16 protein-coding genes and 1 riboswitch are annotated in these 23,682 nt (G+C 63.4%); of the genes, 6 read left to right on the top strand and 10 right to left on the bottom strand.

The genetic code is table 11. The features are described from left to right. Positions 1-148 precede the first annotated feature (148 nt). On the top strand, positions 149-745 hold the full coding sequence (gene gmk, locus NUW12_07155) for a guanylate kinase (GenBank protein ID MCR4402548.1): 597 nt from the start codon (positions 149-151) through the stop codon (positions 743-745). Here the strand turns inward: gmk and NUW12_07150 are convergent. Continuing rightward, positions 711-1,709: a hydroxyacid dehydrogenase gene (locus tag NUW12_07150; GenBank protein ID MCR4402547.1), complete on the bottom strand. Its 999-nt coding sequence runs from the start codon at positions 1,707-1,709 to the stop codon at positions 711-713. The genes gmk and NUW12_07150 overlap by 35 nt on opposite strands. 72 nt (positions 1,710-1,781) lie before the next feature. After that, positions 1,782-1,902: riboswitch (TPP riboswitch) on the top strand. Between the two features lie 120 nt (positions 1,903-2,022). Between NUW12_07150 and thiT the strand changes: the two genes are divergently transcribed. Beyond that, entirely contained in the window at positions 2,023-2,658 is a 636-nt protein-coding gene (thiT, locus tag NUW12_07145; GenBank protein MCR4402546.1) for an energy-coupled thiamine transporter ThiT, read from the top strand. A 454-nt stretch (positions 2,659-3,112) separates the two neighbouring features. Next, positions 3,113-4,024 carry a hypothetical protein gene (locus NUW12_07140; protein ID MCR4402545.1) on the top strand — a complete coding sequence of 304 codons (912 nt, stop codon included), beginning with the start codon at positions 3,113-3,115 and terminating at the stop codon, positions 4,022-4,024. 107 nt (positions 4,025-4,131) lie between these two features. Here NUW12_07140 and NUW12_07135 read toward each other — a convergent pair whose 3' ends face one another. Both NUW12_07135 and NUW12_07130 read right to left on the bottom strand, forming a co-directional pair. Next, positions 4,132-8,217 carry a UvrD-helicase domain-containing protein gene (locus tag NUW12_07135; protein ID MCR4402544.1) on the bottom strand — a complete coding sequence of 1,362 codons (4,086 nt, stop codon included), beginning with the start codon at positions 8,215-8,217 and terminating at the stop codon, positions 4,132-4,134. After that, positions 8,214-12,017: an exodeoxyribonuclease V subunit gamma gene (locus NUW12_07130; protein MCR4402543.1), complete on the bottom strand. Its 3,804-nt coding sequence runs from the start codon at positions 12,015-12,017 to the stop codon at positions 8,214-8,216. The genes NUW12_07135 and NUW12_07130 overlap by 4 nt, the downstream gene beginning before the upstream one ends. Positions 12,018-12,340: 323 nt before the next feature. On the opposite strand from NUW12_07130, the gene NUW12_07125 reads away from it, so the two are divergent. The 3 genes from NUW12_07125 to NUW12_07115 are packed head-to-tail and all read left to right on the top strand — an operon-like array spanning position 12,341 to position 16,397. Then, positions 12,341-13,927 carry a radical SAM protein gene (locus NUW12_07125; protein ID MCR4402542.1) on the top strand — a complete coding sequence of 529 codons (1,587 nt, stop codon included), beginning with the start codon at positions 12,341-12,343 and terminating at the stop codon, positions 13,925-13,927. Further along, positions 13,924-15,765 (top strand): TPM domain-containing protein, encoded by a 1,842-nt coding sequence (locus NUW12_07120; GenBank protein MCR4402541.1) that lies wholly within the window; start codon positions 13,924-13,926, stop codon positions 15,763-15,765. Before NUW12_07125 ends, NUW12_07120 begins: the two co-directional genes overlap by 4 nt. Then, complete coding sequence (locus NUW12_07115) at positions 15,762-16,397, top strand: LemA family protein (protein MCR4402540.1); 636 nt, start codon at positions 15,762-15,764, stop codon at positions 16,395-16,397. The genes NUW12_07120 and NUW12_07115 overlap by 4 nt, the downstream gene beginning before the upstream one ends. 37 nt (positions 16,398-16,434) lie before the next feature. Here the strand turns inward: NUW12_07115 and NUW12_07110 are convergent, their stop codons facing one another. The 7 genes from NUW12_07110 to NUW12_07080 all read right to left on the bottom strand — a co-directional run bounded on the left by NUW12_07110 (position 16,435) and on the right by NUW12_07080 (position 23,656). Next, the gene (locus NUW12_07110) at positions 16,435-17,043 is read right to left on the bottom strand and encodes a YIP1 family protein (protein ID MCR4402539.1); all 609 of its coding nucleotides are present in this window, start codon (positions 17,041-17,043) and stop codon (positions 16,435-16,437) included. Between the two features lie 23 nt (positions 17,044-17,066). Next, a complete protein-coding gene (gene sppA, locus NUW12_07105) occupies positions 17,067-18,002 on the bottom strand; it encodes a signal peptide peptidase SppA (GenBank protein ID MCR4402538.1) in 936 nt (311 codons plus the stop codon). A gap of 374 nt (positions 18,003-18,376) precedes the next feature. Further along, complete coding sequence (locus tag NUW12_07100; protein ID MCR4402537.1) at positions 18,377-19,597, bottom strand: TIGR00300 family protein; 1,221 nt, start codon at positions 19,595-19,597, stop codon at positions 18,377-18,379. A gap of 32 nt (positions 19,598-19,629) precedes the next feature. After that, a complete protein-coding gene (locus tag NUW12_07095) occupies positions 19,630-20,004 on the bottom strand; it encodes a DUF1667 domain-containing protein (protein MCR4402536.1) in 375 nt (124 codons plus the stop codon). Further along, positions 19,916-21,394, bottom strand: coding sequence for a 23S rRNA (uracil(1939)-C(5))-methyltransferase RlmD (gene rlmD / locus NUW12_07090; protein ID MCR4402535.1), 1,479 nt, complete (start codon positions 21,392-21,394; stop codon positions 19,916-19,918). The genes NUW12_07095 and rlmD overlap by 89 nt, the downstream gene beginning before the upstream one ends. Positions 21,395-21,614: 220 nt before the next feature. Then, positions 21,615-22,256 (bottom strand): ABC transporter ATP-binding protein, encoded by a 642-nt coding sequence (locus NUW12_07085; protein ID MCR4402534.1) that lies wholly within the window; start codon positions 22,254-22,256, stop codon positions 21,615-21,617. A gap of 68 nt (positions 22,257-22,324) precedes the next feature. Further along, positions 22,325-23,656 (bottom strand): efflux RND transporter periplasmic adaptor subunit, encoded by a 1,332-nt coding sequence (locus NUW12_07080; protein MCR4402533.1) that lies wholly within the window; start codon positions 23,654-23,656, stop codon positions 22,325-22,327. Positions 23,657-23,682 lie beyond the last annotated feature (26 nt).

Here is a 23,682-nt window from a genome sequence, read left to right as displayed (position 1 = left end):
TGTTTCACCCTTGGAGGAAATTCGCCGGTTTGGGGCAAACTCCTTCTCATAGCATGGCATGACCGCCCCGAACCGGGCCCACCTCGGTTTGCTCGATCCAGCCGGCGCGCAAGACCGCCGGACGTGAACACACGGAAGGAGGATTCCGGTGCTTTTCATAATCTCCGCGCCGTCCGCCGCGGGAAAGACGACCATAGTGAGGGAACTCATAAGGCGCGTCCCTGGCCTCGCCCGCCTTACCACCGCGACCACCAGAGCGCCACGCGACGACGAAGAGGACGGGAAGGACTACACTTTCCTGTCCGAACAGGCCTTCGTGAGAATGATCCACTCAGGGGAGCTCGTCGAGTGGAAGAAGACGTATGGAAACTATTATGGCGTGCCCAAGGCAGCGGTGGAGGAGGCGATTCGCTCCTCCTCGGATTTCGTGATCATCCTCGACGTGTACGGAAGAGAGGAATTCAGGCGAAGGTGGCCGTCCTGCGTGTCTATCTTCATCGCGCCCTCAGACGTGCGCGACCTGCGTGAAAGGCTCGCCGGCCGCACAGACTGCCCACAGGAGGAACTCGAGGCACGAGCCTCACGCATTGACGAGGAGCTTGCCTTCGCGCCTTCGTACGACCATATCGTCGTGAACGAGTCGGTGGACCAAGCGGTCGCTGAGATCGCAGAGATCATAGCCCGATACCGCGCGACACTCGGACCCGAGCCTAGACCACCACATTCTGAGGGCGACCCTCGATGAACTTCTCGATGTTTTCAACAGTGGTCTCGAGGATACGCATGGCTGCTTCCTTGCTGTTGAAGGCGTTGTGGGGAGTCACCACCACGTCCTCGCGACGCAGGAGCATCTGGTTGCGCACGAAAGTCCTCAGCACGTCCGCGGAGTACTCCTTCCGGAGCACGTATCCCTCCTCCATCATGAGCTCTTCGCCCTCCAGTACGTCCAGGCCCGCTCCGCGCAGGATCCCTTCGTCCAGCGCCCACAAGAGGGCGGCGGTGTCCACGAGGGCGCCGCGCGCGGTATTGACGAGCAAGGCTCCGCGCTTGACCTTGGACAATGTGTCCCTGTTGATGATGTGGTGAGTGGACTCGTTGTACGGGGCATGCAACGAGATCACGTCGGACGAGGCGAGGAGCTCGTCCAAGGGGACGTACCTAAAGCCCAGTATCTCAGCGATGAACCGGTCCCGCTTGACGTCGTACGCCAGGGCTTCCATGCCGAACCCCCTGGCTATGCGGATGACGTGAAGCCCTATCCTTCCCGCTCCGATGACTCCGATCGTCTTGCCCTTGAGATCGAATCCCTGCAGGTCCTCGAGGGAGAAATCCTGACGGACCGTGCGCATGTGCGCCTTGTGGATGTTCCGGGAGAGGGACAGGATCAGCCCAAAGGTGTGCTCTGCGACCGTGTTCTCCCCGTAGTAGGGGACGTTCGTGACCGTGACGCTCCGTTTCTTGCAGGCCTCGAGATCGATGTGGTCGAAGCCGGTGGACCTCGTCGCGATGAGACGGAGGCGAGGAAGAGCCGCGATCACCTCTCTCGTCAGGCTCGAGTATATGAAGACGCAAATCCCCTCGACGTCTTCAATGCTTCCACGGTCCACCTCCTGCACGGTGTCGGCGAAGAAAACCGGCTCGACATCGCGGAGGCGAGCGCGAAACCTGTCCTTCTCCCACTTCTCCACCTCAAAGAAAGCGACTCTCATGCCTCTATTTTGCCACGCCCACTTGCGCTCATTCACGATGCAGTGGCATAATCATCTATAGAAGTCAATACGGGAGCTCGCTAGGGGTGCTGCGAAAGCGGCTGAGAAGACGCGTCCCGGCGTCTACCCTTCGAACCTGATCGGAAGACTCGGTCTGGGTAATACCAGCGTAGGGAAGCGGCTCGCAAGGCGACATCTAGACGGCCGTGGACTCCGGACGACTTCCGGGCAGGTTCCACGGCCGTCTCGCGCTTCTCGCGGCTGTGCGGCATCTCCCTGGAAGCCCAAGATGCGTCACGGGGAGGGGACTCAGATGAATAACGTCAACTGGTTGGTGGTGGTCGAGGCCGCGGCTGCGCTCGCTCTGCTCATCGCCCTCATCAGGCTCACGAGACCCGCGCAGGCTGCCGGCCAACGCCGTGGGACAACCCAGGTCGTGACGGAAGTCGGAGTGACCGTCGCCCTCGCGGCAGTGCTGAGCCTGATCCGGGTCTTCAGGATGCCGCAAGGTGGGTCTGTCTCACTCGAAATGGTGCCAGTCTTCTACGTGGCCCTTAGGAGAGGGGGCGCGACGGGCATCCTTGCGGGCCTCGTCCTTGGCATGGTCAAACTCGCCCTCGGGCCATACGTGGTACATCCGCTCCAGTTCCTCATGGACTATCCGTTGGCATTCGCCGCACTCGGGGTCTCCGGGTTCTTCTCCCGAGCACCGCTACTGGGAGTGCTGGTGGGCGGGGCGGCCAGATTCCTCATGCACGTCTTGTCCGGCGTGGCGTTCTTCGCAAGCTACGCACCTGAGGGCTCCAACGTATGGGTGTACTCCCTGACATACAACGCCTCATACATGGTACCAGAGGTCGCTCTCGCGATGATCCTCATGCTCCTCTTGGGAGTCGGGTTCGCTCGCGGCCGAAAGCGCCTTCGGCCTGGTCACGCACGCAAGGTGTGATGGCGCAGCCGAGGTCGCGCCCTTCTAGCAGTGTGCGAGAGTGTGCTCCGCGAGCGAGGTGAGACCCTCGCGGAGCACGCTCCCGGCACGTACGTAACTTCCTGACCGCTGTTCGTCCCGCCTGCGGCAGATGCTCATCCTCCCTCCACGACCGGCCTCGGCGAGAGGGGCGAGACCCGCTACACATCTCGCCCACGGCTTTCCGGCGATGGTCCTGCCGGCATCCTACAGCACCAGCCCGTATGCATACTGTGAAAATGGGGAGCATAAGGACCAGTATGAAAAGGCATACTGATATCGGCCATTTCCGAAAGCCGCTGCGCCAAGGAGGCACACAGGTGTCGGCATGCCTGGCGAGGCGTCCAGCGGATGTAATGGCGTGCGTGTCTCGGACCTGAAAACGAGACATGAGGACGAGAAATGAAGACGAGAAATGAACGGGAGGCGTGGTGTGATGGAGAGCGTGAGAGAGGTAGCGACTGTACCGACTGCACGAGGCAACGGGACCGCCGCGGGAGTCGGCGCGACCCTCCCGGGTGCGGCGGCGACCCCTGACGCGAGAACGACGGGGGACTCCGGAGCGCAGGTTGAGGTGGGCGGGGGCCAGCGCTCCTTAGGAGAACAAGCCTTCGTCCAGGCATCAGTCGCCCATGAGTCTCAGGAGGAAGGGATCGGTAGAATCGCGAGACAGAGGAGGAAGCGTCACGTCTTCACCGAGTACGAAGACAAGCTCCTGATGAAGGTGCTCGACAGGAGATCTGGCGAGCGGAAGAGAGAACTCGAGCGCCTCGCCGACCTCTTCGGAGTACCCTACCTCACCCTACGTCACAGGTTCTACACGGTTATCAAGCGGAGGGTCTCAGAGACGCCGAGCGGCACAGTCACAGAGGTGACGCAGCGCGCCGAAGAGACGGTGACGGCCGGCCAGGCTCAAGGTCAGCAAATCGAGGAAAGCTGGCCCCGTGCGGCGCGCGACCCCATGGAAGAGCTCTTGACCCTCCCCGGCAGGGTGGAGCGGATCGAGAAGCGGCTTTCGGGGATGCTGGACCTAAAGGGCTTCGTGGACCGGCTCATAGACATCAACAGACAACTCGACCGCGAACAGCAACTCCTCGAAGAGCTGGCCCGGAAGGAACGTGAGATCCAACGGATGAGGGAGGAACTCCAGAAGAAGATCCAGCGCATCAACGCGCGAGAGGAAGAACTCAGCGATCTCTACAGCCAGCTCGAAACGACGCTCCACCAGTTCATGAACCTCTCGTCCATAGACAAGCTGAAAGTGCTGGGGGACTTCACAGTCAAAGTCGAGACGGTGATCGACAAGTTTGGCAACGTCATCAGAAGACGGCCGGTCGTCGTGCCTTGACTGGGGAGTGATGGAGAGGTCCTCGCTATCGAACGCTCTTGGCACGGGTAAATCCCCGGGGCGGATCCTTCCGCCTCGGGAGCCCGCGTCGTATCGTCGGCGTACCTTCAGGCGCGGCGCTGTTCTTCCGGATTCGCCTTCCCCATGTGAGGCTCCACCCGAACAGCGCTTCCCGCGTCTAGGAAGTAAATGTAAGCCTCTTTCACAGGACGCCGGTGCACGGCTTCCACCGCGGCAGCGTACACCCGGATCTGGCCTGCGTACGCCCTGGCAGCTTCATCCGGGTCCTTCCAGCCCTGGGAGCCCGTCTTGAAGTCGATGAGAACGAAGCCGTCCCCTTCATCAATGAGACAGTCGATGATTCCCTGAACCACCACGCGCTCCGCCGCGTCACCGACCGGGGCGGTTTCGGGGTACACCTCTTTCGCATCGATGCCCAGGTAAAACGGGATCTCTCGCTGCACGCGATCCCTGGCATCAACGACACGCCTGCCGAGCGGGCTTGCAAAGAACCGCTCGATGGCCTTGGTATCGATCGTCGCCGCCAGGTCAGTGGTGAGGAGATCGCACTCAACCATCTCGTTTACACGGGCCCCTATCGCTTGCGCGTCCAGAGCGCCGCCAAGGTCAACGTGCTGAAGCACGAGGTGCATCGCCTGCCCGCGCTCTGTTGGCGTCACTCTGAACGCCTGCATGAAACGGGGCTGTTCCAAGAGCGCCGCCGGCACCGCCGCCGCCGTCGGACGCGCCCCGCCAGCGCTTTCGAGGCTGTGGCCGGCGTCGTCGCGACCCGCTTCGAACCTTCGTTTCACCTCGGCCCAGGTCGCCTTGGCCGCGCGCTCCGCGAGCCGAGCGTACGGATACTCCCAGCAGAGGTGTTCCTGCACCACCCGTCTGAACTCAGGCATGATGGTCCTCCCAAGCGGTCTCGCCGCGGCCACCTCTCGCAGGATGTCGGCGCCTCTCACCGCTCCCAGCTCTCTGGGTATCCCGACGGCGCAGGACAGGTCACTCCTGTGCCATATCCTCACACTAAACCTCGCCGGGTCGTCGCGGACGTCTCCGTGCGGCTCTACGCTCACTTCGGCCAAGTCTCGAATGGGTGCGCCGTCACCGTGCCGCGCCACGGCCGACGCTATCCAGTCCAGAAAACCCCTGGCGGAAAGGACCGCGTCGTCTGACAGCAGCCAACCCACCTCTTGGACCCCTTCACACCAGCGAGAGGCCTGTTTCGTCAGGTCCTGTGCGGATCCCACCAGTATGAGCCTCTCTTTCGCGCGCGTCATCGCTACGTACAAGATGCGCATCTCCTCCGCAAGCGCGTCCAGCCTCACCCGCTCTCTGGTGGCATGGTGAGCGAGGGTCGGGTACTTCATCCTGCGGTCCGCATCGTAGAAAACGGGCCCCAGCCCCGCGTCGGCGTGAAGAAGCACGTCGCCCACGGTGTCCCTCAAATTGAGCTCCTTGCCTAGGTCGGCCACGAACACCACCGGGAATTCCAGACCCTTGCTCTTGTGGACGCTCATGATCCTGACCACATCCTCCGCTTCACCAAGCGCCCGCGCGGTGCCTAGATCGCCTTCCGCATCCCGAAGCCTCTCCACGAACCTCAGGAATCTGAACAACCCTTGCCGCGAGAACTTGTCGAACTGCCTTGCCCGCTCGTGAAGTGCTCTGAGGTTCGCCTGACGCTGCGCCCCCCCGGGCATACCGCCCACGAAGTCAAGGTACCTGGTCTCTCGATACAGGGTCCAGATGAGAGTCGACAAGGGCACTCTTCTGGCCAAGGTCCGCCAGCGCTCCAGGTCTCCAAGGAACCTGCGGATCCTCTCCACAAGGTCTTCGGGACAGACGGCTGGGCTCGCACCGTCTTCAGCGGGTTGGACGGTCCCGTGCTCGCTCGCGGCCTTGAGCGCGGAATAGAAGTCTTCGTCGCGCCTACACATCCGGATGCGCGCGAGGTCGTCAGCGGTAAACCCGCCTATCGGAGACCTCAACACAGCGGCCAGCGGGATGTCCTGCATCGGGTTGTCTATCACCCTAAGCAGCGAAAGCATGACCTCTACCTCAGTCGCCTCGAAATACCCGGTGCCAAGCTCCGCGTACGCGGGCACGCCCGCCTGTCTGAACACCTCGAGGAGGAGGTTGGCGCGATGCCGGGTAACTCTCATGAGCACGACGATGTCCCGATAGGATACCGGTCGGTACGCTTTCGCCCTCCTATCCCAGACCCTGAACTCCGGTCCCGGTGCATCAGGCGCGCCCCGCACCATCCTCGAGATCCGGTTTGCGATTAGACGGCCCTCGAGCTCGAGGTTTTCGGCTTCCTCCAGCGTGGGCTCGCCTTCGCCTCTCCGCTCGCTCCCTCGCTCGTTCCATGGAGTTTCGGGCTCATCGGCCTCTCCCGTGTCAGTGTCCTCTCCCGCGTTTTCCTCCGGCGCCACCCCCTCTCCGCCTGCGGCGCTTTCAACCGGCAGAGGGGCTTGCGGACTGCGCCGCACGCCCGTCTCTTCAGAATTCGAATCTTCGGCGGCGTCCGTCCCGTGAGCGAAGCCGCCCTTCGTGTCGATGATGTGAAGCTCAACAGGAGCATCGACCGCGCCACCGTCATCGGGGAAATCCGCACCGTACGAAAGCTCTGCAGAGCGGTCGTAAGAGATCCCGGCAAGATCCTCCGAGAACACCTGCCGGAACACGAAGTTCACTGCATCCACGATCGCCTTCCTGCTCCGGAAGTTCTTCGAGAGATCTATCCTGCGCCCGCAATCCGAAGTTGAACTTGAGTACGCCCGGTACTTCTCCGCGAACAGACACGGCTCCGCAAGGCGGAACCCGTAAATGCTCTGCTTCACGTCACCGACCATGAACGTGTTGTCGCCTCGCGAGACCAGAGAAATGATGGCGTCCTGAACCGGGTTGATGTCCTGGTATTCGTCCACGAGGACCTCCTCATACCTCTCGGCCAGCTCGCGAGCGATGTCCGAAGGCTCAAACCGGCCTTTCGCCTCGTCCCAGGCACCCAACGCTTGGAGGCACAGGTGCTCGAGGTCTGAGAAATCGGCCAGGCCGCGGGCGCGTTTTGCCTCTGCGTATCTCCTCGAGAACTCCCTCACGATCCTCACGAGTTCTTCCATTAGCGGAGCAGTTCTTCGGAGATCGGCAACGAGATCCTCCGGTGGACGGGAGAAGTACGTGTCCCTCGCCGCTACTATGAGCTTCTTCGCCTCGTCGCGAAGGGCCTTCACCCTCGCCTTGAGCGCTCCGTCGCAGGAGCCCGCCCTCACGCGCGGGGTCTTCTCGAAAGCAAATCCGGTAAAGGCCTCGTAGAGCCCCTCAAATCCGCCCTGACGTGCGGCCTCCAGAATTCTCGAGCACGCGCACAGGTCTCCCTGCAACGCAGCGCCGTACGCGCTCGGCCCTCCCGGTGAACCCGCAAGCTCGAGAGCGCGGCTGAGGAGGCGACGGGCCCTCTCGAGGTCGCGCAAGACAGACTTGAGGACCACAGCGGTCCACGGAAGCGCGTCCACGCACGCCCCAGGTTCTATGACAAAAGCTTTGGTGATTCTGTCGAACCACCAATCAGGTCTCGGCTGGCCGCGAGAGCGGTCATATACGCGGATCACGAGGTCCCGCAGGGCCTCATCCCCGCGGGCGCCGCCGTACGCGTCCACGAGGTCGATGAATCGCCCGCTCGCCTTGTTCGCGTAACCTTCCTCGAACAACTCATCCGCCACCTCGAGGCGCATGAGGGCGGCCTCCACTTCGTCCATGACGCGGAAAGTGGGGTCGATGTCCAGGCGGTAGAAGTGCTGGCGCACTACTTTGTGGCAAAACGAGTGGACCGTGGATATGTCAGCCTTCTTGACGAGGGCGAGTTGCCGTGCGAGCCTCGCCGCGTCGCATCCGGAGTCTCTCACAAGTAGGTCATCCAAGGCGGCGGTGATTCGTTCTCGCATTTCAGACGCAGCGGATTCGGTGAACGTAACCACGAGAAGTCTGTCGATGTCCACCGGCCGCTCGCCGTCAGTCACGAGCTCGACGATCCGTTGCACCAAGACAGACGTCTTGCCTGAACCGGCAGCCGCTGATACAAGGAGGTTACGTCCCCGTGCGATTATGGCCTCCCACTGCTCCGCTGTCCAGACAGTGCTTTTCTCCACAAGGCTCTCCACGGCCTCGGCCGCAGCGGTCATGACATCGTCCCTCCAGAAAGCCCGCTCTCAACCGCCGCCCAGAACTCGTCGTCTTTCAGGCGGATGACGGCCCTGTACTCGTTGCCGGGCACGAGGACGTCGAAGCCGCACACCGGCTTGAAGCTGCATCTCTGACACGCTCTGAGCTTGCCCCGTCTGTAGGGCCTCGGCGAGACCTCCCCCGACATTATCCTCGACGAGAGCTCCCTCACCTTGGCGAGAAGGAACTCGCGCAGGACTCTGTACTTGTCGCGGTCGATCACGCTGTTTCGAGAGCCCTTCGCAACCTCCCCGTCCCTTGTAAGCCGGGCCGTCACGATATCCGAGACGCCCTGGACCTCGGCGTCCATGAGCCTCACCACGTATGCATCGCCCACGATGAGACCGGCCATCCTGAGTTTACGTCGCCGCTTTTTCTCGAGCGCTTCGTGGTCCAAGGGTTCAGGTGCGCTGATGATCGGATCGACCGTGGGAAAGTAGAACGCCCCGGCCGGCTCGGCGGGCACGTCCGCGAGCCTGGTCGAATGCTCCTCGATGACCGCGAGGTACACCAGGAGCTGAAGAGCGAGACCGTAGTATACGTCGGAAAGGTCGAAGGAGCGCTGTCCACTCTTGTAATCGATGACCCGCAGATAGGACGCGCCCTCGGTCTTTGCCAAGTCCACCCTGTCTATCCGTCCTGCAAGTGAAACGCGCCGGCCGTCTCCGACGTCTATAGCTAGGCAAGGAATGGTATGGCGTCCGTCGCCGTCGCCGTCGCGGCCGAACACCAGCTCACGCCTGATCGACCTGAACTCGCTGCGCCTCGCGTGCTCTCGCAGGACCATCGCCGAACGCTTGAGAATCCTGGTCAGGACCCTTTCGATATAACGGTACCTCGCGGATGACCGCAGAATTTCGTCTTGGAGGCTCGGGGCGAGCTTCTCCACTATTTGCCCGACTCGCGCCTCTATCTCGTTGTCGCTCATGTCTGCAAGCCCACGCTCGTCCCCCAGACCGTCAACGAGCCTGCGGAGGGCTTCGTGAATGAAGGTTCCCATGCCTGGGGGCTCTAACTTGAAGAGTTCCCGCTCCGTCAGGCCCAGGACATTTCCGGCGAAATGGGCGAACGGGCAGCGCGCGAAAGCCTCCAACCGCGAGACGCTGGTCCACATGGAATCGGGATAAAGGGCTCGCGCCGTGGATGCGTCCAGCTTCTCGACGTGGTTCGTAAACGAGAGGCTCCTGAGCACGTTCAAGGCCCGCGCTCGGCGGTCCGGGTCCTCGACGAGCCACTCGTACAGGTCCAGCCAGAAATCATCTCCACACCCAGCTGCGCCCCCAGCTGCCGTGCAGGCGTCCCCCGAGACCGGCGGCGCGAGAGGAGTGCGGAAGTGGCGGACTATCATGGCGGCCGCCCGCTCCTCTGATGCGGCCGCCCGCTCATCTGATTTGATAGATGTGATGGCGTCGAGGACCTCCTGTGGTGAGGAAGGCAGTTCGTCAGATGCGAACTCCTCGACCAGCTTCGGGAACATCGCCTTGAGCTGGGCCCTGACCGGCGAAGGGCGGATCGCGCGTCCTTCGCCGTCTGCCATCGGGTAGCTCACCCAAAGGCGTTCGCGCGCCCTAGTGAGAGCCACATACACGTTGTACTGCTCGTGAAACTGCGCGACCCGGCTGCTAGGCGCGAGAATGAGGCCCTTATCGCCAAGCCTCTCTCGCTCGTAGTCGGAGAACATGGTCTCCTCAGACACACGCCGCGGGAAGGCATCGTACGTCGCCCCGATAACGAAGGCCGCACGCAGGCCCGAGTGCCTCGACCTCTCCACGGATCCGACGATCACCTGATCCAGGGCGGGGGGTATCAAGCCGAGCGTCATGCCTTCGAGCCCCGCTTCGATCAGTTCCCGGAACGCCGGCGCGTCAACGGCTTGTTCCCCTAGGGCCTCCACGGCCTCGTCGAGCAGGCCAATGACTGCATTCCATACCTGTTGGTGTTCCCGTGCAGCCTCGACGTCGCCCGACTCCGCTGCCTCCTTCGTCCACTGTTCCAGTCGTGCACGCACACCTAGATCGGTCAGCAGTTCGAAAAGGGCTCTTGCCATGTCGCGCACACGTCTCGCCTCGCCCACGCCGACATTCGCCGCAGCTTGTTCCTCTCCTCTTCCTCTCCCTGAGTCGCCAGCGACCTTGCCGTGGAACGCGCGGAGGGCAGAAGTGGCTTTCAAACGAGACTCGTCTATGAGGCGTGTCATCTCTTCATCTTCCGGGCAGGGTGACACGTCATCCTCGGCGTCCCCCGGTGTCTCGAGGCCAGGGGCGCGCCGATACTTCCATGGCCGCGGGTCAAGCCACCGCTTGCCCCGGATGCCTCGTGCGAGCACGTAGTTCTCGAGGAGATCCACCTCGTGGCGAGAGACAGGAACGAGGTCGGTCTTGAGATATCGGAACACTGAATCGTAGGACCACCCGTCGCACACGACGTCCAGCGCGGACCTGATGAGCTCCACAAGGGGATGATGGCCAACCGGGCGCCTGCGATCTATGAAGAACGGTATGCCGTGGTCCCTGAAGATCGGCTGAATCAAGTCGTGGTACGTCTCGAGGCCTGCCACTATCACTCCTATGTCTCTGAACCTCATGCCTTCCTCACGTACGAGCCTGAGGATCTCGCGCGCCGCTGCCTGCACCTCCGCGCGAGGGTTCGCCGCGGCTACGAGGCGCACACCATCGGGCTCCCCATCGAACGGTGACGGGCGTCTTGTTCCAAACTCTCGCTCAAGATGCTGAAGAGGCGCGGAGCGCTTTCCGGTGCCGGGCTGGTGGCACTCGGATGTGCCAGCGCCGCTGTGGGGCGCACTCGATCCCGGCGCGGCGGCGCGCTGAGCTCCGATCTCGTTACCGCACAGCGTCTTGACGTCGCAAGAGACGGCGATGCCTGGTCCGCGGTAGGAGACGCTCCCGCCACAGGAGTCAGAGTCCGAAAGGATTACGGGATCTTCGATCTCGACGGACAGTCTCCGCGCAAGTTCTGTCAGCTTCCGGTGCGTCTCCAGCGTCGGAAGGAAGAGCTCCGTATCGTGGGTCGGTCGGCCCATGGTCTTCGGGTCCAAACACAGCGCCACGCTGACTCGGCTCGCCACAGGCAGAAGAGCCTCAAGGATGGAGTATTGCTGTGGCGTGAAATCCCTGAACCCGTCCACCCACACCAGGGAGCCCCTGGTCAAAGAGGAGCGTGACACCTTCTCGGCGGCCACCGAGAGGTGATCGTCCGGATCCTGGAACCTCTCGCCGAGGTACTCGCGGTACGCCCTTGCAATCAACGCGAGGTCTCTCAGCTTGAGGGCCAGGGCTGTCGCGCCGCGGCCCTCTCGCTCGAGCTTTGCAGCGCCCGCCTCAAGGTCCGCGGGACCGACTCCGTACATCGTGAGCTCCTTGAGGGCGCCTGCGAGACATTCTGCCAATCCGTACCGGCGAGCCCCTGCCGCAAGAATGGAGAGCTCGTTCGATCTCTCCAGCACGAGCGAACGCAGAACCATCAGCTTGCCGAGCTCGCCGATCTCACGGCGCGCCCCGCCGCCGAGCTCTTGGAGCAGCCTCCCGGCAAGTCTCTTGAAGCTCAGTACGTGGACTCTCATGAAACCCGGGAGGTCGGGGGTGTTCACGAGGGCGCGCTCAACTTGGAAAGTAGCCTGTTCCGGGACGAGGAGAATCATGGGAGGGCCGCACGGCGCCTCGCGAAGGGCCGCGCGGACTTCATCCAAGCACAACGCGGTCTTCCCCGTCCCCGCCCGCCCGATGACGAACCTGAGGCTCACAACGCCGCACCTCTCTCCACCCTCGTAATCCCGACCGGCTGGCTATGCACTCGCGAACCCCGCGTTGCTGCATTTCGTCTCGCCATTCGGTCAAGTAACCAAGCCGTTGCGCTCGACCCCGCGCCGAATCCGCACGGCCCCAAGATGTTTCCTGGCAGAGTCGCCTGAGATTGGCGTCTTAGATTATGTTTTCCTTGTGGCTCCACAAAATCCTTCACCTTGGGATATCGCGGTCTCGTGAGGCGATGGCGGAGGACGAGGGCGATTTGCCCTTGACTCGCGGCGCCAATTGCGTCATTCTGATCCAGAAAGGAGGGAGTCGGTTGGCTGGAAGACTCCGCCGATTTTCCAGGGCGCCCGGGATGTTCCACATAACGATTGACCCGGAGGGGCCGGGCGTGATCCGCCTCCATCTCAGGCGCGCGGGCGGGCCGGTGGTGCCGGCCTTCGCAAGACGACCCAGAAACCTCTTGTGGATAAACGGCAGCCAGCTCCTGCTCCTGGACGAGAGCAACGCCGACATAGTGCAAGCTCTGATGGAGGTCGCGCAGGAGGGCACCAGACCGGGAGCGGAGGTGTCCAGGCAAGCCTGGGACGAGGTCAAACGCGAGACGGCTGGGCGAGTTCGCACGTTGTATCCGAGGGTGCCCCTTGCCGAGGTGGAAGAGGACATCGATTACTTATACGGGCTGATCGTCGAGCTTGCGCGAGGCGCGTGTCCGAAAGACCGCGGCGTTCCCGGTCGCGTGATGACGGAGATGGAGTGGCGGGCGCCCGCGCGCATGGATCTGATGATCTCGTCCATGGGCGTCTCAGGATGCCAGAACGCGTGCGCCTGGTGCTACGCTGCAGACATGCCGGCAGTTCGAGAACTCGATGCTGAGTCGTGGAAGCGCGTGCTCGATAGGTTGTGGAACGCTGGGGTCCCCATGGTGAACTTCACCGGGGGCGAGCCCACGATGAGGCCCGACCTTGTGGAGCTCGTGCGCTACGCCGAGAAGTTCGTGACGGGCCTCATCACCAACGGCAGGGCGCTGGCCAGGCTCGCATCGAAGCTCAAAGCGGCCAGCTTGGATTACGTGCAGGTCAGCATAGAATCCGCCGATCCCGCGGTGCACGAGTCCATCGTCGGCTCGCAAGGCGCATGGAAGGAAACGGTAGCAGGTATCGAGGCGGCCCTGGGCGAGGGCATGTACGTCTCAACCAACACGACGCTGACGAGATCCAACGCCGAGGGGTTTCCCGATCTCCTCAGATTCCTTGCGTCCAGAGGCGTGAGGTACGTCGGGTGCAACACGCTCATCCCTGCCGGACGTGGCGTAGGACATCCCGAAGCCCTGAAGACGCGCGACCTTGCGTCGGTGCTTGCAAACGCCGCAGCGATCGCGGAAGGGCTCGGTCTGGAGTTCAATTGGTTCACACCGACGTGCTACAATGACCTCAACCCCGTAGCGATGGGCCTCGGAGCGAAATCGTGCTCGGCGTGCCACACTAACATGGCCGTGAGGCCCGACGGGGTCGTCGTGCCATGCCAGTCGTGGCTCCACGACGAAGGTCTCGGGAACATTCTCACCATGCCGTGGAAGCGCATATTCGACCACCCGCTCGCCCGAAGGATCAGAGCGCACGGCTTCGCCCCGTCCGAGTGCAAGCAATGCCAGCACTTCTCGGTGTGCGGCGGCGGGTGTCCCTTGGAAAGGCTCGGCGCGAACAAGTCGCCGCAAAGGCCAGCCGCAGTGGCGCGCATCATCCCTGAAGGTCGCTCGAACGAGGGCCGCTCCGGGGATACAAGCACAAGTGACGCCACGCGAGACCCCGCCAGAGGCGGCGCAAGGAACGGCGCAAAGAGCTGCGCGCGACGCGGCGCACGGCGCACAGAGGAAGCCGGAGACGGGAGGCGGTCGAGATGACGAAGACGCCACTCTGGGCGATCGCTGTGATGGTGCTGGTGTGCGTCGCCGGCGCCGCGGCCGGTCCCGGCGGTCTTCCAGGCGCCGTGGCGAGTCGTGCGTTCGCGGCCGAGGATACCGGCACATACCGGATACTCAACTACATCGTGACCATATCCCCGCAACCGGACGGAAGCTGGATAGCCGACTACTCCCAGGAATGGCGGGTGACCGGTGGCCGTATTCCGTGGGTCACCGTAGGACTTCCAGGTCACGGTTACACGATCCTTTCAGGGGAAGGAGCAGCAGCACGAGTATCTCGAGCGGACTTCGGCTCTTGGAGTGGGGTAAGGGTTGATCTAGACCGCGAGTACTCGGCGGGCGAGACCTTCAGGTTCACCTTCCGGGTGCGACAGGAGGGGATGGGCTACCGCAAGGGCGACGCCGTCACTTTCGTGTTCATTCCTGGCTGGTATGACCGCGCCGTGACGGAGCGACTGGAAGTGCGTCTCGACAACCCTGGCGATGATGCGGATCTCCTCTATGCCTCGCCGGAGCCCTCTCAGAAGACCGGTGGCGAAGTGGTCTGGACCGCTCGGCTTCAACCGGGCGAACGTCTCAAGCTGACTTTCGCTTTCTCTTCCGACCTCTTTCCAGACATGCAAGCAAGGCGCGGTCCACACGCAGGGGGAGCAGGGACGGCAGATGAGAGAGCCGATCGGGCAGCATCCGCTGCGTCGGCCGCGGTATTCGTCTTGATCGTCATCGCTGTGGTCCTGGTCCTCACCATGATCATCCTTGGCGCGGCCTCTCGCGGAGGATATACAGGTAGACGTGGGATATACTACGGCACCTACCTACCCATTCCTCCTGTGGGCCGGTCAGCGTGGGGGTCGAGGTCGGGATCCTCGCCGACGAGTGGAAGGCAGGCCTCCTCGGGACCTCGCAAGTCCGGCGGCGGTGGCGGGTTCGGGGGGCGCTCCATCGGATGTGCGTGCGTGTCATGCGCGTGCGCGTGCGTCTCTTGCGCGTGTGCGTGCGCGTGCGCGGGTGGAGGAGGGGCCGGCTGCGCCCGCAAGTTCGACGGCGCAGCCCCTTCGTCGCGGGGGGCGGCGGAACGCCTCCGGGGCGTGTCGGAGCCCTCGAGCTCGGGCGAGATCCCACGGACGGACGGCCTTTGCGCGAGCGGCGGAAGGGTGCGGATCCTGCAGTTCAGCTCCATGGTGCGCGTGCTCCTGACGGCCGCCATGTGCGTCTGGCTCCTTTCAGCCGCAGCGGGATGCCGCGGCGGGGGCTTGAGCACGGGTCCGGATGCGCGCGCGACCGTGGGCTCTGGTGCGGGCGCGAGGTCTCCAGCTGCGTCCTCAGGCGCGAGGCCGTACGATGAAAACGTCGACGTTCCTGCGGGCGATCCACCGTTTCCGGCCCTGGACCGATACTGGGTGGTCGACCCCGATGGCCTCGTGGGGCAGGAGGCGGTCAAGGCCGCTGACCAAACGCTTGAATCCCTGAGATCCGACGGCCTCGCGGAAACCGTGATAGTCGTGCAGCGCGGCGTGAGGCACCCCGCGGAATGGTCCACTCATTACGGGCGCTGGCTCATGCTGGGAGCACGTGAAGGTCCCCGACAAAACAACGGCCTCGTGTTTCTGATCATACCTGACGCCCGTCCCGAGGGGGGACGGGTTTGGTACAGCGTTGGGCGAGGACTGCCGCGCCTCACGTCTTCCGACCTCGGGCCGGTCGTGGAGGAAGCAGCCTCCTACGCGAACGCCGACGACATCGACGGGGCCGTGGTGTCCATCGCAAGAAACATCGACGACATAGTTCGGAAGGTCTACGGGGAGGGAGAGCATTGAGAAGAGGATGCCTTTTCGGGATCGCGGGCTTGGTCGCCATCGGCTTTGTGGTGATTGCGGGATTCTCTTGGATCATGAAGACTCAGCGCGGCTTGGTCGGGTTACAGCAGGGCGTGTTGGCGCAGGAAGGACGATACGGCGCCGCACTCGAGACGTTGAGCGAGAAGATCAAAGGACTGTGGGCGATAGAGAAGGACTTCCTGGAACATGAGAAAGACACGCTCACTGACGTCATAAGGGCGCGCGCCGAGGCAGTGGATAGAGCTGCCCAAGAGTTCGCAGCGGCGACGACAGAGGGGGACCCTCAGAAGACGGTGCAGGCGGCGACGCAGTTCCGCGAAGCTGCGGAGGGCCTCGCTCTCTCGGTCAACGTGAACGCCCTGCGCGAGGCGTACCCTCAGCTTTTCTCGCCGCCCATAGTGCAGCAAACCATGAGAGGTCTGGAGGAAGCCGTCAACGAGATACGCACTGCCCTCGACGATTGGCAGGTAGCCATAAGGAACTACAACACCTTCAGGTCTCAGTGGCCGCAAAGCTTCGTGGGCGGGATGCTGGGCTTCCCTGCCTCGTACGACTACTACGAGGCGGAGAAGGCGAGGCTTGACATGGATTCCCTCGCGCCCGAAGACTGACCAGGCGACGCGAGGGCGAGCCCCGCTCCCACATCGTTCAGAATGCACCGAGCCACGCCGCGCCGATGGCGCCGGCAAGCACGATCCCCAGGAGGATCAACCCTGCCACCGCCACCACCGGAATCATTGCGCCAAACACGCACACGCCGACGGCGGCGCCGGTCGACAACCCGTGGGTCTCCCGCAAAGAGACTACACACAGAGCCGCCACCCAGATAGCGATCCCGATGAACCCCACGGTCGACAGGCCCGCCGCCACCGGCCCGTCGACGCGCGCGAGCGCCATGAAAGGCAGCCACAGCAAAGAGGGAAACTGGGCGAATCCCATGGCAGAGAGAAGCCCTGGGAAGCTCCCTCGACCCCCGAAGAGGCGAGCGACGAGATGGAGAAGCCCGACGATGACGAAACAGCCCGCGACTGAAAGGATGACGGCGACGGTAAGCTCGATGCGCGCTAACTCGTCGAACGTCGCCCCCGTCAATGCGGCGAAGTTGGTCTGGGAGACCCCCGCCGCGGCTAGGAGCGTCGCGGTCCCGACGATGACCGCGAGCGCCCAGCCGACGGGTTTTCTCGCTGCCACCGCTCGAAGCGCCTCCGACGGTTCCGCGAGGACCCCGTACAGCCAGTCGAAGACTCCGTCAGACATGTCCATCCTCCCCTCGCTCCCACCTAGTAACGCAGTTCCGGCAAGGGATCATCTCGCAGCCGCAAGAGGAGGCGTTCCTCCGGGCTCATGATGAGACTGTCCATGAGAGCGCCCACATCGCCGAGCAAGCTCCAGAGATCTACGACGAAGATGGGCGGAGGGACCTCGTACACCGTCGGAGACTTCACGCCCGCCAGCTCCGCAGCCGCAGCCACCGCGTCGTCAAGATCGCCCACAGCGTCCACTAGCCCGAGCTCCACCGCCCTGCTCCCCAAGAACAGCTCGCCCGTGGCAAGCTCCCGGACTCTCTCCACCGTCAGGCCGCGATGAACGGCAACGTAGGTCACGAACTGCTCGTACGCGTCGTCCAGCAGACCCTGAATGAGATCACGTTCCTCCGGTGTGAGTGTACGCTGGTACATGTCCTTGTGACGGCCGGACTTGATTATCTGGTCCTTTATGCCCAGCTTCTCGTACAGTCCGTGGAGATCCATCACGCTCGTTATCACGCCGATGGATCCGGTCATGGTGCCGGGCATGGCGAAGATGCGGTCCGCCGGAGCAGATATGTAGTAACCGCCCGAGGCAGCGATATCCCCCATGGACACGACGATCGGTTTGGAGAACTCCTCGATCATTCCGGCTATCGCCTGGGACGCGGCCACGGAGCCGCCCGGGCTGTCTATTCTGATCACGGCCGCCCTCACCGAAGGGTCTGCTTCGAGCTTCTCAAGGTACCTAGCCACAAGCCTCGGCGTTACCGTACCGGTGGTGGACATGTAGGAGCGCCCTTCGGCGATGGGCCCCTGCAGGTAAGCGATGGCGATCCTGTTGCCGGTAGCTCCTTGGCGGACGCTCGCGGCGTCGCCCTCTCCGGACGGCGGCCCCATGCGAAGGAGCACTGCCAGGGAGATGACGGCCAGCCCGACGACGCCGAGGACCACGACCTTCTTTCGCACCGCGTCCCCACCCCCTTGGCGTCAGCCCAACCCTGGGGCGATTGCCCGACTCTGCGGCTTGCTTCCCCGGCCTACCCGCCTTTCGCTCCCCAACCGAAGCCGCAGGCCGGCTGCACACCGTGCGCCCCTTCTCACGATATTCTCAAGACCTCAGCGCTATGTTTCGACGGCGCCACACGCGCTCCTTCAGGCTCGGCACGCGAAACGGCCCTCGGCGCGGGGCGGCGCCATCCCCGGCCTCCTCGATGGGCCTCCAGCTACACCCTGGGCCCAGCGGCCCTCACAGCTTCGGGGATGTCCGAAAACCGCGAGAAATGCTCCGCGAACATCTTGGCAAGTGCCGCGGCCGCTGCCCCGGTGCCGTCCACACGCCCTCAAGCCACCAGCCGCGCGACCAGCTCTTTGAGGAACCACTCCACGTCGCTCACTATTCCCACGGCCTGAAGACTCCCCCTATCTGCCAGCTTGGTGACGGTGGCGGGGTTTATGTCCACGCACACGGTCTTGACCCGGCTCGGGAGCAGGTTCCCGGTGGCGATGGAATGGAGCATGGTGGCCAGCATGAGCGCCAGCTCGACGTCTTTCAGCCTGAGGCGCATCTCGTCCTGGGCCTTCACAGTATCGGTGATCACATCTGGGAGCGGCCCGTCATCCCGGATAGAGCCCGCGAGCACGTAGTCCACCCCATGAGTGATGCACGAGTGCATGACGCCCTTCTTGAGCACCCCGGCCTCCACTGCAGCGCGAAGCCCGCCCAACCTGCGTATGGTATTGATCGTGCGGAGGTGATGGGCGTGACCTTCCGCGGCCGCCGCGCCGTTCTCGAGGTACACGCCGAGGGAAGTGCCGTGGAGCGCGGATTCGACGTCGTGGACCGCTACGGCGTTTCCCGCGAAAAGCACGTTCACGTAGCCGGCCTGGATCAAGGCGGAAAGATGTTTGCCTGCGCCCGTGTGAATGACCGCGGGGCCCGCAACGGCGAGAACCTTCTTGCCGCGAGTCCTGACGTCTTTCATGGCCCTGGCGATCTCCTCGACGACCAGGGCCTTCGGCCGTTCACTCGACACGGCGCTCCCCATGAAGCTGAATATCTCGCGATGCCTCGCCCTCTCGAGCGGCACGACCTTTACGCCCCTGGATCCCACGACAAAGAGGTCGCCAGCTCTGGCACGGTGGAGCGGCACGCAGCGCGCTACCGGCGGCGCGCAGGTGGCGTCGACCACAATACCGCAGTCCATCTCGATGTCGCGTACTGGCACCCACGACCCCGCCACCCTCACGAAAGTGTCGAGATTCGTCGTGGAATAGAAACCTTCCGGGAATACTCCGTCCTTCGTCGCCGCCTCCAAGACCACTTCCTCCTGGTCCGCGACGGTCGCGCCGAGGCTCTGCACCTTTTCGACGATGTCCTCCAGAGCCTGAGGCGTCGACGCCTTGATCTCGATTCTCGCGTAGCTCGTGTCCTGCTTCGTTCGACCGACCCTGATCTCCTCGATGTGGAAGTCTCCGCCCATGTCCATGATTGCGTCCATCACCCTCGGGAGGATCCGAGAGTCGATGATGTGGCCCGAGAGTTCGATCGTTGCGCTGACCATCGCCGATGCCCCCAATGTGGTTTGCAACCAGATTACCGTGGGGGAAAGCGGATGTCAATAGCACCCTCGCCCCGCGAGACGCGAGCCTCAATGAGGCCACACGTCCCTCCCCTGATTCCGGGGGTCGGCGAGTCGCAGGAGTCGTCAAGATCGCTGGTGGCCACCACGTTGGCGCCCGTTCCCATGACATCGCGGACAAGGACATCGCCGGCCTTCACCGGCGGGCTGACGCATTCGTCTGCGAGCTGCCTCGCGACCCTCAAGAGGAGGTGTCCGGGAATCGGTCGGTCCGTTTTCCTGCGCAATCGGCCTACCTGGCTAGCCGGCCAACAACAGGACGACCGTTTCAACGTGGGAAGTCTGCGGAAACATGTCCACCGGCTGCACGCTTGCCACCTCGTAACCACTGTCTGCCAGAATCCTCAAGTCGCGGGCGAGGGTCTCCGGATCGCACGACACGTACACTATACGACCGGGGCCGAGCAGGGACAGCGCATGAAGGGCCCTGGGGTCGCATCCCGCGCGCGGGGGATCCAGCACCACCGTGTGCACGTGGCGTGGAAGAATCTTCGCCGTGAGCACGTCCTCCACCCGTCCCGCCACGAAAGAGCAATTCGTTACGCGATTGTGTGTCGCGTTCACTCTAGCGTCGGCAACCGCCGACGGCGACTCCTCTACGCCGTACACGTGCCTGCATTGGCGCGCGAGAGCAAGGGTAATGGTCCCAACGCCGCAGTATGCGTCGAGGGCCACCTCACCCCCGGAGAGGTCCGCGGCTTGCAACACCTCTTCGTAGAGCACCTCCATGCCTTCCGCGTTGACCTGGAAGAACGAGGCCGCGTTCACGGTGAACTCGAGGCCGAGCACGCGATCACGGAAAAAGCCCACGCCCCTCACCACCCTGGGAGCGTCGTCGCGCAGGGGCCTTGCTCCGGAGCCTTGGACCCCCTCTCCGTCGTCTCTGTGGCCACCGCACGCGCTCTCCTCGTCCCTCCCCCCGCTGCCACGGCCTTTCGCCGGCTCGACCTCCTCAACCACCCCTGCCAGCTTGGGAACGGCAAGCATGAGTTCATCGGCAACTCGCTCGATCCCGCGAAGACGTCCTTCGGCGGTCACCAGCACCGCTATGGCCTGCGCGCCTTCGCGGCCGCACCTAGCCACGAGGTGCTTGATCGCCCCGCCAGCGGCCGCCCTTCCACCCGCTCCAGCGCATTTCGCCGCCCCGCCTTGCCACACGCGTACGCCCCCGCGCGCGATTATGGCGTTCAGCGCCTGGAACACCTCGTTGTTCGTGTCGCTTTGGATCAAGCACTCGTTGAGGTCGACCACGTCGTGGGTCCGACGGCCGTAGAACCCGGACACAAAGTCCGGCACGTCCGCGCCGCCGCCGCGGGAGGAATACGAGAACTTGGCCTTGTTGCGGTAATGGAAGGTCGAAGGCGCGGCGAGACAATCCTTGACGAGAACGCCGTCGAACTTGCCTATACGCCTCAAGGCCTGCTCCACACGGCGCTTCTTGTAGGCCAGCTGCGCGTCGTACGAGATGTGCTGGAGCTGGCATCCGCCGCACTGGAGGTACACGGGACACGGCGGCAGCACCCTGTTGGGGGACTCCCTTTCGAGCGAGAGGAGCTCCGCCCTGGCGAATCCCCGCCGCTCCTCAACTATCCTGACGAGGGCCTCATCGCTAGGCGCCGCGTACGGCACGAAGACCACGCGCCCGTCCTTCCTGCCGACGCCCTCCCCCGAGTGGTTCAGATCCGTGATGCTGATGCGAAGAACCTGGTCTTGCTCCATTGCCTTGCTACGCCTTCCGGACGGATCTGCATGGCTCATGCAAACACGCGTCAATCCTTGTTCCCTTTCCTTTCCAATGACTTCTCCGTGGCCGGCGCTGCACTCGCCCCCTTTGGCCATCCGCTTCGGTAGACCGCGCTCCTCTCACAAGTCACAAGTCCTAAGCGCTCCCGCACTGTAGCGCTCCCGCACTGTGACTCGGGGCCTTGGTGCTCGCTTGCTACGCCACTCGCCGATCGCTCTCGACTCGTCCATCTCGAAGGAGCACAAGCCTCTTTGCATGGGTCGCAACGCCTTCGTCATGCGTCACCATCACTATCGTGACGCCCCGTGAATTGAGGTCATCGAATATGGCAAGGATCTCCCTGCCTTGCTGAGTAGCGAGGTTCCCTGTGGGCTCATCCGCCAGGATGACATCGGGGTCGTTGGCAAGCGCCCTCGCGATGGCAACGCGCTGTTGCTCGCCTCCGGAGAGCTGGCTCGGATAGTGCCGCATCCTCGGGCCCATGCCGAGCGACTCGAGCAATCCCGCCGCTCGCCTTCTCCGTTCAGCGGCGCCAATGTTCGCATACATCATGGGCACCATCACGTTCTCGAGAGCGTTGAACTCGGGGAAGAGGTTGTAGCTCTGGAATACGAACCCGAAGTGGCGACAACGGATTCTGGCGAGCTCCCTGTCTGGCAGTCTCGATATGTCCACTGACTCAAGCAAGTACCTGCCTGAAGTCGGCACGTCAAGCCCTCCTAGTATGTTCAGGAGTGTGGACTTACCCGAGCCGGATGGGCCCATCACCGCCACGTATTCTCCGCGCTCCACATCGAGCGTCACTCTGAACAGAGCGGCTACATCCACCCTGCCCATGGCGTATACCTTGGCAACATCTCGAAGCTGGATGAAAGGCCATTTCCCGGTGTTCTCGCCGTGTCCGCTCACTGCGCCCTTCCCCCCTCAGGCAGCACCTTGATCTCACGCCTGTGTTTGAATTCCTCGTATGAGGACGTGATTACCTTCTCGCCCGCGGAAAGCCCGTCCAAGACCTCTACGGCGTTGTCGTAGGCCTTGCCGAACCGCACGTCCCGCTGATACGCCCGATTGCCTTCTACCACATAGACGAACATCTCCTGCCCGCTAGCCAGGTATGCCCCGCGCGGAAGGTACGACACTCCGCGGCGCTCTCTCACCTGGATCTCGACGTACGCCGCGCTATTGGGCAGCACGTCCTTGGACGGAGAGTCAAGCTCGACAACGACCTCCACTGTGGTACCCTCCCCGCTCTCATCGGCCTTGGGCGCCACGGTATGCACTCGCCCGCCAAGGCTCGCCCCGCCGATGATGACCGTGGCCCGCTGGCCGACGGTGACGTGCTGCACGTCGAACGATCTGACCTTCGCCTTTACCACAAGACGCTTGAGGTCCGCCACCTGAGCGACTACGGTACCTTGGCCTACCATCGCACCTGGCACCACGGGAACGTCAAGCACCGTCCCCTGGATGGGCGACCGCAGCACGAGACCGGCGATGGCGTCCTCTATGCTTTTCAGGCTCGATCGCGCCGCCTCGAGCTGCCGCGCGCAGGTATCGATCTGGAGCGCACCCACCGACTTCGCCGCGGATAACTCCAACTCCCTTGTCTCGACCTGCGACTGCGCCCGGTCCACCTCGGTTTGGGCCTCATCCACCTGCCTTCTCGGGATGGCACCCGCCTCGTAAAGCTGCCGCGCATCCGCGTGCTTCGCCTGCGCCGCGGCGAGCGTCTTCCTTGCCTCAGCGAGCTCGCGCTCGAGGCGCTTCTCGGTCAGGGACGCGTCCAGCCGCGCCTTCGCAAGGCTGTCCTCGGCCGAAAGCACCTGGTGACGAGCGTCCTCTCGCTTCGTGACGAGCTCCGGGGAGTGGAGCTGACAGACGGGAGCGCCCAAGTCTACCCGTTCGCCCGGTGCCACCATGATCTCCTGAACTATGCCTCCGGAACCTGCTCTCACCTCCACAGTGCGGGCAGGCACAACCGTGCCCGGAGCGCCGACCTCGTCATGGAATTCCCCGAGCCTAACCTCGGCATACGTGTAGTTCGCAAGCACATATGGCCTCTCCCGAGGGATGAGGAGATACGCGGGCACCGCCACCACGACGCCGAGCACGACCACGACAAACGCGATGAGCCCGGCGTCCCTCCGAAACCGCCCGCCACGCACCGCCGGCGGCCGTCTCACTATGGGATCGAACCGCTTGGCACTGGCGTCGGTCTGCCGCTCGTCATGTCCCATGGTTCGCCCTCCCACGTCGGTGTTGA

Source organism: Bacillota bacterium, assembly GCA_024653485.1.
In the GTDB taxonomy this organism is placed as follows: Bacteria; Bacillota; SHA-98; order UBA4971; family UBA4971; genus UBA6256.
This window is presented reverse-complemented; position numbering and strand designations above follow the sequence as displayed.